Raw genomic sequence first — 15882 nt, 5'->3', positions numbered from 1 at the left:
GCGGTCGTGCCCCGCTGAGGGGCGGTGCACGGCAGGAGCGTCGGCGGCCGGGCGAAGCGGGAGAACACGCCCGGGGGCGGCGGGAGTTGGACGGACGTCATGGCGAACTACGGCAGGACGCAAGCGGGCGTCGTGGTGGACCACCGGTGGCCGGATCCGGCGATCAACCGCCGGCCCTCGTGTACACCGCTGCAAGCCGGGAAGGCATGGGGGAACGGATGATCGCAGTGACGGAGGAGGACGCGGGGCGGAAGCGCCGCTCGATGACAACGTCGGGCGCCGGTGGCGTCCGAGACGTCGTCTGCGCGGCTGTGGTCGCGGCCCCGCCGGATTCTTTCGAAATAAACCGGAACTGACTGTGTAGTTGCATCGTTGCAGGTTACGAGAGGGTCAATTCACCTGAACGGAGGTACGCCGCGGTAGAGGGTGACGACATCCGTCCAGGCGAGATATGTTCGGTTGTGAGAGAAAGGCGCAGGCCACACCTCGCAAATCCGAATGCCGTGCCCGCGGGATTTCCACCATCACCCGCGACGGTGGAATGGAGATCTTGCCCGCGGGGGAGGAGGAGGTGGACGTCACCGAGTCCGTAGGTTCCGGGGCTCACCGGAGCCTGGTGCAAAAGGGAGATGCTCCGCATCGAGGCGGAGCGATCCGGGAACGGAGTTCTGCGTGGACATCGTCGTCAAGGGCCGCAAGACCGAGGTGCCCGAGCGGTTCCGCAAGCACGTGGCCGAGAAGCTGAAGCTGGAGAAGATCCAGAAGCTCGATGGCAAGGTGATCAGCCTCGACGTCGAGGTGTCCAAGGAGCCGAACCCCCGACAGGCCGACCGCTGCGACCGAGTGGAGATCACGCTCCGCTCCCGCGGTCCGGTGATCCGGGCGGAAGCGGCAGCCAGCGACCCGTACGCGGCACTCGACCTGGCGGCGGAGAAGCTGGACGCCCGGCTTCGCAAGGAGCACGACAAGCGCCACACGCGCAGGGGCGCACGGAGGCTCACGGCGGCTGAGGTCCCCGACCACGTGCCGGACGCGGCGACGCTCAACGGCAACGGCCACCCCGTCCACGAGGAAGACTCGGACGGCGTGCCCGTCAAGAAGATCGGCTCGCTGGAGATCAAGGGTGAAGGTCCCCTCATCGTCCGCGAGAAGACCCACGTCGCTTCCCCGATGACCCTCGACCAGGCGCTCTACGAGATGGAGCTGGTCGGGCACGACTTCTACCTGTTCGTCGACTCCGAGACCAAGGAACCGAGTGTCGTCTACCGGCGGCACGCCTATGACTACGGCGTCATCCACCTGAGCACGGACCCGATGGTCGCCCGGGCGCACTCTCCCGCGGCCGGCGACACGACGGGCAGCTGACCCTCCCGGATGACAGCTGAGCCGGTGCCCCTGGAGCGCGTGTGCGCCCCCAGGGGCACCCGTGTGCGACCACTTCGCGACTCGCTCTGTCACCTCACTGTCGTCCGGGCATGAAATCATGGCTCCACCGGCCCAACCGGTGGGTCGTTGCCTTGGGTTGGCGATGGCACAGGACCAGCCACAGCCTTCAGGGGGAGGAACGATGGCGGACAGCTTCGGACCGCTGCACGGCGAGGACGCCGGCGACGGCGTCGTCGGCGCGGGTGCGGACACGGGCTCTTCACGCAAGGAGCCGATCCGGGTCCTCGTCGTGGACGACCACGCACTCTTCCGGCGCGGACTGGAGATCGTGCTCGCCGCCGAGGAGGACATCCAGGTCGTGGGGGAGGCGGGCGACGGCGCCGAGGCCGTGGACAAGGCCGCCGACCTGCTGCCGGACATCGTTCTGATGGACGTGCGGATGCCCAAGCGGGGCGGGATCGAGGCCTGCACCTCCATCAAGGAAGTGGCACCCAGCGCCAAGATCATCATGCTGACGATCAGCGATGAGGAAGCCGACCTCTACGACGCGATCAAGGCGGGCGCGACCGGGTATCTCCTCAAGGAGATCTCGACGGACGAGGTCGCCACCGCCATTCGCGCCGTCGCCGACGGGCAGTCGCAGATCAGCCCGTCCATGGCGTCGAAACTGCTCACCGAGTTCAAGTCGATGATCCAGCGCACGGACGAGCGTCGGCTCGTGCCGGCCCCGCGACTGACGGACCGTGAGCTCGAAGTCCTCAAGCTCGTCGCCACCGGGATGAACAACCGCGACATCGCGAAGGAGTTGTTCATCTCCGAGAACACCGTGAAGAACCATGTGCGCAACATCCTGGAGAAGCTGCAGCTGCACTCCAGGATGGAGGCCGTCGTCTACGCGATGCGCGAGAAGATCCTAGAGATCCGCTAGATTCGCCAGCTCCCTCACGAGGGGCTCGCGGAGTTCCGGAGCGTCCACCCGCTCCACGCGTACGTCCGTGCAGTCCACCCAGCTCGCCGCCTCGACGAGGGCCTGGGCCACCGCCGGAACCGCCTTGGGGCCGTCCACGGTGACCTGCCTGGCCACGAGCGTGCCTCCCTCCCGGGCCGGGTCCACGCGACCGACGAGACGGCCACCGGCCAGCACCGGCATGGCGAAGTAGCCGTGGATCCGCTTGGGCTTGGGGACGTACGCCTCCAGGCGGTGGGTGAAGCCGAAGATCCGCTCCGTGCGCGCGCGTTCCCAGATCAGGGAGTCGAACGGGGACAGCAACGTGGTGCGGTGGCGGCCGCGCGGGGGTGTCTCCAGGGCCACGGGATCGGCCCAGGCGGGCTTGCCCCAGCCCTCGACCGTGACCGGCACCAGGCCCGAGTCGGCGATCACCGCGTCGACCTGTTCGCCCTTGAGGCGGTGGTAGTCGGCGATGTCCGCGCGGGTGCCGACGCCCAGCGACCGCCCGGCCAGCCGGACCAGGCGGCGCAGGCACTCGGCGTCGTCCAGCTCGTCGTGGAGCAGGTCGGCGGGCACGGCGCGCTCGGCGAGGTCGTACACGCGCTTCCAGCCGCGGCGCTCCACACAGACCACCTCGCCGTACATCAGGGCGCGCTCGACGGCGACCTTGGTGCCGGACCAGTCCCACCACTCGCTGGTCTTCTTCGCACCGCCCAACTCCGTGGCGGTGAGGGGGCCTTCGGTGCGGAGCTGCTTGATGACCTGGTCGTAGGTGCCGTCCGGGAGCTGGTGGTTCCAGTGCGGGCGGCTGCGGTAGGCGCGGCGGCGGAAGGCGAAGTGGGGCCACTCCTCGATGGGGAGGATGCACGCCGCGTGCGACCAGTACTCGAAGGCGTGCGTGTCGGTCCAGTAGGCGTCCTCCACCGTCTTGCGGCCCACCGCGCCGAGACGGGCGTACGGGATCAGCTCGTGGGAGCGGGCGAGGACCGAGATGGTGTCGAGCTGGACCGCGCCGAGGTGGCGCAGGACGCCGCGGACTCCGCCCCGGCGGTCGGGAGTGCCCAGGAACCCCTGGGCGCGCAGCACGATTCGGCGGGCCTCGTCGGCCGAGAGGTCGGTGGTGGGACGCGGAGTCGTCATGGGTCCGAACGATAGAGGCCGGCACTGACAATGCGAGGTGACCTGCGGATCTACCGGGGCGCGGGAAGGTACTGCGCCGTCGACGGCAGGCCCAGGTCCGAGGGCAGCAGCGCACCCACCCAGCAGTCCCGGCGCACGCCCTGGTGGGCGATGCCGGAGCGCAGGACGCCCTCGATGACGAAACCGGCGCGCTCCGCCACCGCGCGGGAGGGCTGGTTGCCCACTTCCGCGCGCCATTCCACGCGGTCGACCGACAGCTCGGTGAAGGCCCAGCGGGAGACGGTGAGCACGGCCTCGGTGACATAGCCGTTGCCGCGGTGTGTCCTGGTGGCCCAGTAGCCGATCTCGGCCGTGCCCGGCGCACGCATGGTCAGGCCCAGCATGCCCACCAGCTCTTCCCCTTCGGGTCGGTGTCCGGGGAGGAAGAGGCCCCAGGTGAACATCGTGCCGTTCGCCCAGCCCGCCGGGGCCAGTTGCTCCGTGAAGCTCTGGGCGTGCTCCACCAGATAGGGCGAGGGGATCGTGGTCCAGCGCAGGATGTCGGGGTCCTGCACGGCCGCGAGGACGGTCTCCGTGTCCCGCGGGGCCGGCGGGCGCAGCAGGAGACGGTCCGTGGTCAGCGTGACGGGTTCCATCGGCCGATTCTGCTCAGTTGTTCGGTGAGGACGCCATCGTTTTCGCTGTGAGTGAGCGGGTGATCACAATTCGCGCAAATCGTGAGCGGGGCGCGGCACCATCGGCGTTCCCCGTCCGTTGTCCCCTTCGAAGCAGATTTGGAAGAGCTGACAGTCGGCGTACCCGGCAGGCCTCCCGACGCGGCGGGGTCCTCGCATACGATGGCCGTTGCTCAGTAAGTCAAATGGAAACCGACCGTCCCAGGCCCGACCGGCAAGGAGACCAACCCCCGTGTCCGTCCTCTCGAAGATCATGCGTGCAGGCGAAGGCAAGATCCTGCGCAAGCTGCACCGCATCGCGGACCAGGTCAACTCCATCGAAGAGGACTTCATCGACCTCTCCGACGCCGAGCTGCGGGCCCTCACCGAGGAGTACAAGCAGCGGTACGCCGACGGTGAGAGCCTGGACGACCTGCTCCCCGAGGCGTTCGCCACCGTGCGCGAGGCCGCCAAGCGCGCGCTGGGCCAGCGCCACTACGACGTGCAGATCATGGGTGGTGCCGCGCTCCACCTCGGCTACGTGGCCGAGATGAAGACCGGTGAGGGCAAGACGCTCGTCGGCACCCTGCCCGCGTACCTGAACGCGCTGTCCGGCAAGGGCGTGCACCTCATCACGGTCAACGACTACCTGGCCGAGCGTGACTCCGAGATGATGGGCCGCGTCCACAAGTTCCTCGGTCTCAGCGTCGGCTGCATCCTCGCCAACATGACGCCGGCCCAGCGCCGCGAGCAGTACAACTGCGACATCACCTACGGCACGAACAATGAGTTCGGCTTCGACTACCTGCGCGACAACATGGCGTGGTCCAAGGACGAACTCGTCCAGCGCGGCCACAACTTCGCCATCGTCGACGAGGTCGACTCCATCCTGGTCGACGAGGCCCGTACGCCGCTGATCATCTCCGGCCCGGCCGACCAGGCCACCAAGTGGTACGGCGACTTCGCCAAGCTGGTCACCCGCCTGAAGAAGGGTGAGGCCGGCAACCCGCTCAAGGGCATCGAGGAGACCGGCGACTACGAGGTCGACGAGAAGAAGCGCACGGTCGCCATCCACGAGTCCGGTGTCAGCAAGGTCGAGGACTGGCTGGGCATCGACAACCTCTACGAGTCGGTGAACACCCCTCTGGTGGGCTACCTGAACAACGCCATCAAGGCGAAGGAGCTCTTCAAGAAGGACAAGGACTACGTCGTCATGGACGGCGAAGTCATGATCGTCGACGAGCACACCGGCCGTATCCTCGCCGGCCGCCGCTACAACGAGGGCATGCACCAGGCGATCGAGGCGAAGGAAGGGGTGGACATCAAGGACGAGAACCAGACCCTCGCCACGATCACCCTGCAGAACTTCTTCCGCCTCTACAAGCGCCACGACCACGACGGCAAGGAACAGCCCGGTCTGTGCGGCATGACCGGTACGGCCATGACCGAGGCCGCCGAGTTCCACCAGATCTACAAGCTCGGCGTGGTGCCGATCCCGACGAACAAGCCGATGATCCGCAAGGACCAGTCGGACCTGATCTACCGCACCGAGGTCGCCAAGTTCGAGGCGGTCGTCGACGACATCGTCGAGAAGCACGAGAAGGGCCAGCCGATCCTCGTCGGCACGACGTCGGTCGAGAAGTCCGAGTACCTCTCGCAGCAGCTGAGCAAGCGCGGCGTCCAGCACGAGGTGCTGAACGCCAAGCAGCACGACCGGGAGGCGATCATCGTCGCCCAGGCCGGCCGCAAGGGTGCCGTCACCGTCGCCACGAACATGGCCGGCCGCGGTACCGACATCAAGCTCGGCGGCAACCCCGAGGACCTCGCCGAGGCGGAGCTGCGCCAGCGCGGCCTCGACCCCGAGGAGCACATCGAGGAATGGGCCGCCGCTCTGCCGGCCGCCCTGGAGAAGGCCGAGCGGGCGGTCAAGGCGGAGTTCGAAGAGGTCAAGGAGCTCGGCGGCCTCTATGTCCTCGGCACCGAGCGGCACGAGTCGCGCCGTATCGACAACCAGCTGCGCGGCCGTTCCGGCCGTCAGGGCGACCCCGGTGAGTCCCGCTTCTACCTCTCCCTCGGCGACGACCTGATGCGGCTGTTCAAGGCCCAGATGGTCGAGCGCGTGATGTCGATGGCGAACGTCCCGGACGACGTCCCGATCGAGAACAAGATGGTCACGCGCGCGATCGCGTCCGCGCAGTCGCAGGTCGAGCAGCAGAACTTCGAGACCCGTAAGAACGTCCTGAAGTACGACGAGGTCCTCAACCGTCAGCGCGAGGTCATCTACGGCGAGCGCCGCCGCGTCCTGGAGGGCGAGGACCTCCAGGAGCAGATCTTCCACTTCATGGACGACACGATCGACGCGTACGTCGCGGCGGAGACCGCCGAGGGCTTCGCGGAGGACTGGGACCTCGACCGGCTGTGGGGCGCGTTCAAGCAGCTCTACCCGGTCAAGATCACCGTCGAGGAGCTGGAGGACGCGGCGGGTGACCGCGCGGGTCTGACCGCCGAGTACATCTCCGAGTCCATCAAGGACGACATCCACGAGCAGTACGAGGCGCGCGAGGCGCAGCTCGGCTCCGAGATCATGCGTGAGCTGGAGCGCCGGGTCGTGCTGTCGGTCCTGGACCGCAAGTGGCGCGAGCACCTCTACGAGATGGACTACCTCCAGGAGGGCATCGGCCTGCGCGCGATGGCCCAGAAGGACCCGCTGGTCGAGTACCAGCGCGAGGGCTTCGACATGTTCACCGCCATGATGGAGGGCATCAAGGAGGAGTCCGTCGGCTACCTGTTCAACCTGGAGGTCCAGGTCGAGCAGCAGGTCGAGGAGGTCCCGGTCGAGGACGAGAAGCCGTCCCTCGCCAAGCAGGACTCCGTTCCGGCGCAGGCCGGCGCGCGTCCCGAGATCCGCGCGAAGGGCCTCGACGCCCCGCAGCGCAGGGACCTGCACTTCTCCGCTCCGACCGTGGACGGCGAGGGCGGCGTCATCGAGGGCGAGTTCGCCGACGACGACGAGCCCGTGCGCTCCGAGGCGGACGGCCTCACGCGCGCGGAGCGCCGCAAGCAGTCCCGCGCGCGGGGCCGACGCAAGAAGTAGTGCCTTCGGCGCGCTGGACGCCGTAGCGGATCGACGACGTGACGGTGCCGGTGGCGCCGGGGCGTGAGAAGGGCCGGTCACCTCGGGGTGGCCGGCCCTTCGCCGTGGTAGTCACCCGTCGGCCTCTCCGGGCTCCTCGGCCGTGTCCGGACCCTTCAGTCGTCGGAGCGGGGAGCCCGGGGGCCGCCCAGTTCGACCGCCGTGCAGCGCCAGCGGAGGTCCTGGCCCTGCTCCAGGCGGAAGGCCATGGCGCGCAGCTGGTCGCCCGCGCCGATGCGGGCGAAGGCCTCCACGGCGCCCTCACGGGGGACGTAGTAGCCGATGTCCCGGACGACCGGGCGGGTGCCGCGGGTGCGCAGCGGGCCCCGCTCGGCGAGCCGGGCCAACTCGTCGTAGGCGCGGCCCGCGGTGTGCCGGAGCATCGAGTGGACGGGGCGCTGACCGCTCAGGACGGCGAGGAGGAGGTCGGCGAAGAGGTCGGTGGGGCGGGGCTGGGGGACCGTGGGGCGCCGCGGGGTCTGGGCCGGGACGGTGTGCTGGGGGGCGGCTGCGGGGGCGGAGTGCGGTCGGGCGGTCGTGAGGCGGGTTGCGGTGCTGCTGTGCGGGTGGGCGGCCGTGCCGGTGGCCGGACGGTCTGTCGTGGCCGTGGGACCGGCGGTGGATCCGGCCGTGGGGCCTGCCATGGAGCCGGCCGTGGGACCGGCGATGGAGCCGGCCGTGGATCGGGCCGTGTCGCCGTGCCGCCGCGCTCCCGGGGGCGTCCCGTTCGGGCTCGGGATGTTCTGCGGGCGGCTGTCGGCGGGGCCCGTGCGGATGCGGGGGCCGCTGCCGGGGGAGCCCGGTGGGCGGCCGTCGCCCGGGGCCGTGCGCGGCGTGCTGCCACCGGGTGTGCGGGGTGGCGTGCCGCCCGGGCGGCGGGAGTCGCGGCGGGCCGGCGGGCGGGTGCCGGGGTGGTGCTGGGTCCTGGTCATGACCTTGTTCATGGGATCCCCGTTCGGCGGGCCCGGGAAGTACCGGGCAGTAACTTCGGTTGGGGATCTTGTACGGGGCCGCGGACCCCGGCGGCAAGCGAGCGGCGGGCCGGGTCGTGCGGCCGAAATGTTCACCTATCAGGGTGATCGGAGGCGGCAAAAGCCCGTGAATCCCGGGGTGGTGGGGGTGAATTCCGGGCCCGGGGTGGACGCCCGCCGAGGTCCGGGCAGGGACTCGAAAGGGGACGCCCGCACGTATCCTGAAGGCCTTCGCGGAGCCCCTGCGACGATGTCCTCCGACCATGAAAGCGGCCAGCCATGCGCGTCTACGTCCCCCTGACCCTCTCCGGTCTCGCCGAGGCGTACAAGACGGGTGAGCTGGGGGCCGGACCGCTCCTCGCCTACGCCGTCACGCCCGGCCTGCGCGAGTGGTACCTCTCCGACGACATCGAGGAGTTGGAGTACGCGGCGCTGAACCGAGCCGCGCTGGCCTCGCTGCGGCTGCTCGCCGCCGAGACCGGGGCCGTGCGGCGCCGGGTCGTGGTGGCCGTCGACGTGGCCGACGGCGCCGCGGTCTCCGATCCCGACCGGGCGCTGGATCCCGCGGCACTCGGTGAGGTGCGGGTCGCCGGCCCGGTGAGGCTGGCCAAGGCGGCCGCGGTGCACGTCGACTCGGACGACGCGGTGGAGGACGTCACCGCCGCCGTGGAAGCGCTGGAGGCGGCGGACGCCGGGGACGACGACGCGCAGTTCGTCGTGGACGGGGCCGAGGACCACGAACTGCTGTGGTACGCGACGCAGGAGATCCCGAACCTGGTGGGACTGGGCGGCTGAGGCCGTTCCTGGCCCCGCCGTACGACGGCTTTACCCGCCTTGACCTGCTGCTCTCTTGATTGTCAGTGGGGGCGGGTACGTTTTTGGCATGGGGAAGCTGACAGGGGCGCACATCGTCTGGGACTGGAACGGCACGCTGTTCCACGACAACGACGCGATCATCGGGGCGACGAACGCCGCGTTCGGCGAGCTGGGGCTCGCGCCGATCACGATGGAGCAGTACCGGGCGCTGTACTGCGTGCCGGTGCCGAAGTTCTACGAGCGGCTGCTCGGCCGGCTGCCCACCGACGCCGAGTGGGAGCTCATGGACGAGACCTTCCACCGGTACTACACCGAGCACCGCGTGGGGTGCGGGCTCACCCAGGGCGCGGAGGAGCTGCTCACGGGGTGGCGCTCGGCAGGGCGCAGCCAGTCCATCCTCAGCATGTACGTGCATGACGAACTGGTGCCACTGGTGCGCGGGTTCGGGATCGAGGCGCACTTCCTGCGGGTGGACGGGCGGACGGGACCGTCCGGGGGAAGCAAGGCGGAACACATGGAGCGGCATCTCGCCGCCCTGGTGGGAGTGGAGCCCGCCCGGACCGTGGTGATCGGGGACGCCGCGGACGACGCGGTGGCCGCGATGCGGGTGGGAGCACGGGCCGTGCTGTACACCGGGGGGTCGCACAGCCGGGCCAGCCTCGAGGGGGCGGGCGTGCCCGTGGTGGACACCCTGGCGGAGGCGGTCGCGGAGGCCGAGCGAATAGCGGCGTGACGGTTCGCGTCAGCTCCGCGACCACGGAACGGGTGGCAGGCGCGCACCCGTCGGTCAGGTCACCGGTGCCTTCGCCCTGAGCACCGCCAGGAACTCCCGCATCCAGGCCGAGTGGTCGGGCCAGGCACGGGCGGAGACCAGGGTGCCGTCGACGACCACCTCGGCGTCCTGGAAGGCCGCTCCCGCGGACTGCATGTCGGGTTCCAGGGCCGGATAGGCCGTGACGCGGCGGCCACGGAGGCTGTCGATCGCGGCGGTGAGCAGCGGACCGTGGCAGATCTGGGCGACCGGCTTGTCCGCGTCGAAGAAGGACTTGAGGATCTTGCGGAGCTCGGGGTCGTTGCGCAGGTACTCGGGGGCGCGGCCGCCGGGGATGACGAGAGCGGCGTACTGGCCGGCGTCGACCTCGGCGAAGGCCAGGTCGGCGGGCCAGGTGTAGCCGGGTTTCTCGGTGTAGGTGTCGAAGCCGGGTTCGAAGTCGTGGACGACGAAACGGAGCTGCTTGCGGGTGGGGGCCGCGACATGGACGTCGTAGCCCTCCTCACGGAGGCGCTGGTAGGGGTACAGGACCTCCAGTGACTCTGCTGCGTCACCGGTGACGATGAGGATTTTTGCGGTCATGTCGGCAAAGTGCACCTGCGGGGCGTGCTTGCCAAGAGGGTGTGCGAAGGGGAGGGAAGAAGGTCATGGCCTGGATGCGACGTGGGCACTGTGCAGAGTGTCAAAGTTCGGTCCCCGGTTTTGTACACATACGGCTCATGACGGGCCCCCTGTAAGGAGCGATAGCCTTGGTGGCGTGATCAGCGCGATAGTTCGCGGGGGCGCTGTGGCCCCCGCCCCGCGCCCGGTGCGCACGGAACACCTCCGTGGCCGGGCGGCGGCCGCTGGTCCTCGCGGGCGGGACGGGGCCGTTGGGGCCCTCATGACGCCGAGTACACCCTCGTCAGCGGCGCGGCAGAGAGCAGCGTCACACCTGGCGGGCGTGTCGAGAATGGCTGATATACCCCCGCTCATCTCACCTTGCGGCATAGCGTCGGAGCAGACCGGAGACCCCGGGCCGTGGCGTCGAGCCGCAGGGGAAGAGACCGTACTTCCTTCTACGTCACGCAACGGCGCGCGACAGGAGTCAGAGGACAATGCAGACCAAGCTGGACGAAGCCAAGGCCGAGCTGCTCGAGAGGGCCGCACGGGTAGCTGAGAACAGCCCGGCCGGGGGGCACCTACCGACTGGGACGACGGACGACGAGACCCCCCGCACCCCGGACACCCCGGACAGCGAGACCGTGCTCGCGTTCCTCCAGCGCTACTACCTGCACACGGCCCCCGAGGACCTCACCGACCGCGACCCGGTCGACATCTACGGAGCCGCTCTCTCCCACTACCGGCTGGGCGAGACCCGCCCGCAGGGCACGGCCAACGTGCGCGTGCACACGCCCACGGTGGAGGAGAACGGCTGGACCTGCACCCACTCGGTCGTCGAGGTCGTCACCGACGACATGCCCTTCCTCGTCGACTCCGTCACCAACGAGCTGACCCGGCAGGGGCGCGGCATCCATGTCGTCATCCACCCCCAGGTCGTCGTCCGCCGGGACCTCACCGGCAAGCTGATCGAGGTCCTCACCGCCCCGCCCTCCGCCGCCGACCTCCCGCACGACGCGCACACCGAGTCCTGGATCCACGTCGAGATCGACCGCGAGACCGACCGCGCCGACCTCAAGCAGATCACCGCCGATCTGCTGCGCGTCCTGTCCGACGTCCGGGAGGCCGTCGAGGACTGGGAGAAGATGCGGGACGCGGCCCTGCGGATGGCCGACGAACTGCCCGCCGAGCCGATCGCCACCGATCTGCGCGACATGGAGATCGAGGAGGCCCGCGAGCTGCTGCGCTGGCTGGCCGCCGACCACTTCACCTTCCTCGGCTACCGGGAGTACCAGCTCCGGGAGGACGACTCCCTCGCCGCCGTCCCCGGCACCGGCCTCGGCATCCTGCGCTCCGACCCGCACCACGCCGGCGAGGAGGGGCATCCGGTCAGCCCGTCCTTCGAGCGGCTGCCCGCCGACGCGCGCGCCAAGGCACGTGAGCACAAGCTGCTGGTGCTGACCAAGGCCAACAGCCGGGCCACCGTGCACAGGCCGTCGTACCTCGACTACATCGGCGTCAAGAAGTTCGACGCGGACGGCAATGTCGTCGGCGAGCGGCGATTCCTCGGACTGTTCTCCTCCGCCGCCTACACCGAGTCGGTGCGCCGCGTTCCGGTCATTCGGCGCAAGGTGGAAGAGGTGCTCGAAAGGGCCGGTTTCTCGCCCAACAGCCACGACGGCCGCGACCTGCTCCAGATCCTGGAGACCTACCCGCGCGACGAGCTCTTCCAGACCCCGGCCGACGAGCTGGAGTCCATCGCCACCTCCGTCCTGTACCTCCAGGAGCGGCGGCGGCTGCGCCTCTACCTGCGCCAGGACGAGTACGGCCGCTACTACTCGGCCCTCGTCTACCTGCCCCGCGACCGCTACACCACCGGCGTCCGCCTCCGGATCATCGACATCCTGAAGGAGGAACTGGGCGGCATCAGCGTCGACTTCACCGCCTGGAACACCGAGTCGATCCTGTCCCGGCTGCACTTCGTGGTCCGCGTCCCGCAGGGCACCGAGCTGCCGCAGCTCAGCGACAGCGACAAGGAGCGCATCGAGGCCCGCCTGGTCGAGGCCGCCCGCTCCTGGGCCGACGGCTTCGCCGAGGCGCTCAACGCCGAGCTGGGCGAAGAGCGCGCCGCCGAGCTGTCGCGCCGCTACGGCAGCGCCTTCCCCGAGGGATACAAGGCCGACCACCCCCCGCGCTCCGCGGTCGCCGACCTGGTCCGTCTGGAGCGGCTCGGCGAGGAGAACGACTTCGCGCTCAGCCTGTACGAGCCGGTGGGCGCCGCCCCCGAGGAGCGCCGCTTCAAGATCTACCGCAAGGGCGAGGCCATCTCCCTGTCCGCCGTCCTGCCGGTCCTCAACCGGCTCGGCGTCGAGGTCATGGACGAGCGGCCCTACGAACTGCGCTGCTCCGACCGCAGCATCGCCTGGATCTACGACTTCGGCCTGCGCATGCCCAGGTCGCAGAACGGCTCCGGCGACTACCTCGGCGACGACGGCCGCGAGCGCTTCCAGGAGGCCTTCGCCGCCACCTGGACCGGCAAGGCGGAGAACGACGGCTTCAACGCCCTGGTGCTGAGCGCCGGCCTGAACTGGCGTCAGGCGATGGTGCTGCGGGCGTACGCCAAGTACCTGCGCCAGGCGGGCTCGACGTTCAGCCAGGACTACATGGAGGACACCCTCCGCCACAACGTCCACACCACCCGGCTGCTCGTCTCCCTGTTCGAGGCGCGCATGTCGCCGGACCGCCAGCGCGCCGGCCACGAACTCGTGGACGCCCTCCTGGAGGAGCTCGACGCCGCGCTCGACCAGGTGGCCTCGCTGGACGAGGACAGGATCCTGCGCTCCTTCCTGACCGTCATCAAGGCGACCCTGCGCACCAACTTCTTCCAGGAGGCCGCGGGCGGCAGGCCGCACGACTACGTCTCCATGAAGTTCGACCCGCAGGCCATCCCCGACCTCCCTGCCCCGCGCCCGGCGTTCGAGATCTGGGTCTACTCACCGCGCGTCGAGGGCGTGCACCTGCGCTTCGGCAAGGTCGCCCGCGGCGGTCTGCGCTGGTCCGACCGGCGCGAGGACTTCCGCACCGAGATCCTCGGCCTGGTCAAGGCGCAGATGGTGAAGAACACCGTCATCGTGCCGGTCGGCGCCAAGGGCGGCTTCGTCGCCAAGCAACTGCCCGACCCGTCCGTCGACCGGGACGCGTGGATGGCCGAGGGCATCGCCAGCTACAAGACCTTCATCTCGGCGCTGCTCGACATCACCGACAACATGGTGGCCGGCGAGGTCGTGCCCCCGGCGGACGTCGTCCGCCACGACGAGGACGACACCTATCTGGTCGTCGCCGCCGACAAGGGCACCGCGACCTTCTCGGACATCGCCAACGGGGTCGCCGAGCAGTACAACTTCTGGCTCGGCGACGCCTTCGCCTCCGGCGGCTCGGCCGGCTACGACCACAAGGGCATGGGCATCACCGCCCGCGGCGCCTGGGAGTCCGTCAAGCGGCACTTCCGCGAACTGGACCTCGACACCCAGTCCGAGGACTTCACCGTCGTCGGCATCGGCGACATGTCCGGAGACGTGTTCGGCAACGGCATGCTGCTCAGCGAGCACATCCGCCTGGTCGCCGCCTTCGACCACCGGCACATCTTCATCGACCCCAAGCCCGACGCGGCCACCTCCTACGCCGAGCGCCGCCGCATCTTCGACCTCCCGCGCTCCAGCTGGGCCGACTACGACACCGAGCTGATCTCCGCGGGCGGGGGCGTCTTCCCCCGTACCGCCAAGTCCATCCCCGTCAACGCCCACATCCGCGAGGCCCTCGGCATCGAGGACAAGGTCACCAAGATGACCCCGGCCGACCTGATGAGGGCGATCCTCAAGGCGCCGGTGGACCTGCTGTGGAACGGCGGCATCGGCACCTACGTCAAGGCCTCCACCGAGACCCACGCGGACGTCGGCGACAAGGCCAACGACCCGATCCGCGTCGACGGCGCCGACCTGCGCGTGCGGGTCGTCGGCGAGGGCGGCAACCTGGGCCTGACCCAGCTCGGCCGGATCGAGTTCGCGCTGCACGGCGGCAAGATCAACACCGACGCCATCGACAACAGCGCGGGCGTGGACACCTCCGACCACGAGGTGAACATCAAGATCCTGCTCAACGGCCTGGTGGCCGAGGGCGACATGACCGTCAAGCAGCGCAACAAGCTGCTCGCCGAGATGACCGACGAGGTCGGCCGCCTGGTCCTGCGCAACAACTACGCGCAGAACACCGCCATCGCCAACGCGCTCGCCCAGTCCAAGGACATGCTCCACGCCCAGCAGCGCTTCATGCGCCACCTGGTGCGCGAGGGCCACCTCGACCGGGCCCTGGAGTTCCTGCCCACCGACCGTCAGATCCGCGAACGGCTCGGTGCCGCGCAGGGCCTCACCAGCCCGGAGACGGCAGTTCTGCTGGCGTACACGAAGATCACGGTCGCCGAGGAGCTGCTGCACACCTCGCTCCCCGACGACCCCTACCTGCACGGCCTGCTGCACACGTACTTCCCGGCCGCGCTGCGCGAGAAGTTCCCCGAGCACATCGACAACCACCCGCTGCACCGCGAGATCACCACGACCGTCCTGGTCAATGACACCGTCAACACGGGCGGTACGACCTATCTGCACCGGCTGCGCGAGGAGACCGGCGCGTCGCTGGAGGAGATCGTCCGGGCGCAGACCGCGGCCCGCGCGATCTTCCGCTCCGGCGTGGTGTGGGACGGGGTCGAGGCACTCGACAACAAGGTCGAGGCCGCCGTACTGACCCGTATCCGCCTGCACTCGCGGCGCCTCGTCGAGCGCGGCACGCGCTGGCTGCTCAACAACCGGCCGCAGCCGCTCCAGCTCGCCGAGACCGTCGAGTTCTTCGGCGATCGCGTCGAACAGGTGTGGTCGCAGCTGCCGAAGCTGCTGCGGGGCGCCGACCTGGAGTGGTACCAGAAGATCTACGACGAGCTGAGCGGCGCCGGTGTCCCGGACGAACTCGCCACGCGCGTGGCCGGGTTCTCCTCGGCCTTCCCGACGCTGGACATCGTCTCGGTGGCCGACCGCATGGGCAAGGACCCGATGGACGTCGCCGAGGTGTACTACGACCTCGCCGACCGTCTGCACATCACCCAGCTCATGGACCGCATCATCGAGCTGCCCCGCGCCGACCGCTGGCAGTCCATGGCCCGCGCCTCCATCCGCGAGGACCTCTACGCGGCCCACTCGGCGCTGACCGCCGACGTACTGGCGGTGGGCAACGGCACGTCCACGCCCGAGCAGCGCTTCAAGGCCTGGGAGGAGAAGAACGCGCCGATCCTGAGCCGGGCGCGCACCACCCTGGAGGAGATCCGGAGCTCGGACGCGTTCGACCTGGCCAACCTGTCGGTGGCGATGCGCACGATGAGGACGCTGCTGCGGCAGCACTCGTAAGCGGTACGACGA

10 protein-coding genes are annotated in these 15882 nt (G+C 69.5%); 6 read left to right on the top strand and 4 right to left on the bottom strand.

Annotation, left to right across the window (positions count from 1 at the left end; genetic code table 11):
• The first annotated feature begins 672 nt into the window (after window positions 1–672).
• Both raiA and M2163_RS21660 read left to right on the top strand, forming a co-directional pair.
• A complete protein-coding gene (gene raiA, locus M2163_RS21665; protein WP_280851149.1) occupies window positions 673–1365 on the top strand; it encodes a ribosome-associated translation inhibitor RaiA in 693 nt (230 codons plus the stop codon).
• A gap of 202 nt (window positions 1366–1567) precedes the next feature.
• A complete protein-coding gene (locus M2163_RS21660) occupies window positions 1568–2314 on the top strand; it encodes a response regulator transcription factor (RefSeq protein ID WP_280894772.1) in 747 nt (248 codons plus the stop codon).
• Here M2163_RS21660 and M2163_RS21655 read toward each other — a convergent pair.
• Both M2163_RS21655 and M2163_RS21650 read right to left on the bottom strand, forming a co-directional pair.
• Complete coding sequence (locus tag M2163_RS21655; protein ID WP_280894771.1) at window positions 2300–3475, bottom strand: crosslink repair DNA glycosylase YcaQ family protein; 1176 nt, start codon at window positions 3473–3475, stop codon at window positions 2300–2302. The genes M2163_RS21660 and M2163_RS21655 overlap by 15 nt on opposite strands.
• Before the next feature lie 50 nt (window positions 3476–3525).
• Window positions 3526–4110, bottom strand: a complete 585-nt coding sequence (locus M2163_RS21650; protein ID WP_280851152.1) for a GNAT family N-acetyltransferase — start codon at window positions 4108–4110, stop codon at window positions 3526–3528.
• A gap of 271 nt (window positions 4111–4381) precedes the next feature.
• Between M2163_RS21650 and secA the strand changes: the two genes are divergently transcribed.
• Window positions 4382–7222, top strand: coding sequence for a preprotein translocase subunit SecA (secA, locus tag M2163_RS21645; protein WP_280894770.1), 2841 nt, complete (start codon window positions 4382–4384; stop codon window positions 7220–7222).
• Between the two features lie 155 nt (window positions 7223–7377).
• On the opposite strand, the gene M2163_RS21640 is transcribed toward secA, so the two are convergent.
• Entirely contained in the window at window positions 7378–8205 is an 828-nt protein-coding gene (locus M2163_RS21640; protein ID WP_280894769.1) for an Rv3235 family protein, read from the bottom strand.
• Between the two features lie 306 nt (window positions 8206–8511).
• Here M2163_RS21640 and M2163_RS21635 point away from each other — a divergent pair, with 306 nt between their 5' ends.
• Entirely contained in the window at window positions 8512–9027 is a 516-nt protein-coding gene (locus tag M2163_RS21635) for a hypothetical protein (protein ID WP_280894768.1), read from the top strand.
• A gap of 88 nt (window positions 9028–9115) precedes the next feature.
• Window positions 9116–9781, top strand: coding sequence for an HAD hydrolase-like protein (locus tag M2163_RS21630; protein WP_280894767.1), 666 nt, complete (start codon window positions 9116–9118; stop codon window positions 9779–9781).
• A 54-nt stretch (window positions 9782–9835) separates the two neighbouring features.
• On the opposite strand, the gene M2163_RS21625 is transcribed toward M2163_RS21630, so the two are convergent.
• On the bottom strand, window positions 9836–10402 hold the full coding sequence (locus M2163_RS21625) for a DJ-1/PfpI family protein (RefSeq protein ID WP_280851157.1): 567 nt from the start codon (window positions 10400–10402) through the stop codon (window positions 9836–9838).
• Window positions 10403–10917: 515 nt separating this feature from the next.
• Between M2163_RS21625 and M2163_RS21620 the strand changes: the two genes are divergently transcribed.
• Window positions 10918–15870, top strand: coding sequence for an NAD-glutamate dehydrogenase (locus M2163_RS21620; RefSeq protein ID WP_280851158.1), 4953 nt, complete (start codon window positions 10918–10920; stop codon window positions 15868–15870).
• The last annotated feature ends 12 nt before the right edge of the window (window positions 15871–15882 follow it).

The sequence above is a fragment of the Streptomyces sp. SAI-135 genome (assembly GCF_029893805.1).
GTDB lineage: Bacteria > Actinomycetota > Actinomycetes > Streptomycetales > Streptomycetaceae > Streptomyces.
This window is presented reverse-complemented; position numbering and strand designations above follow the sequence as displayed.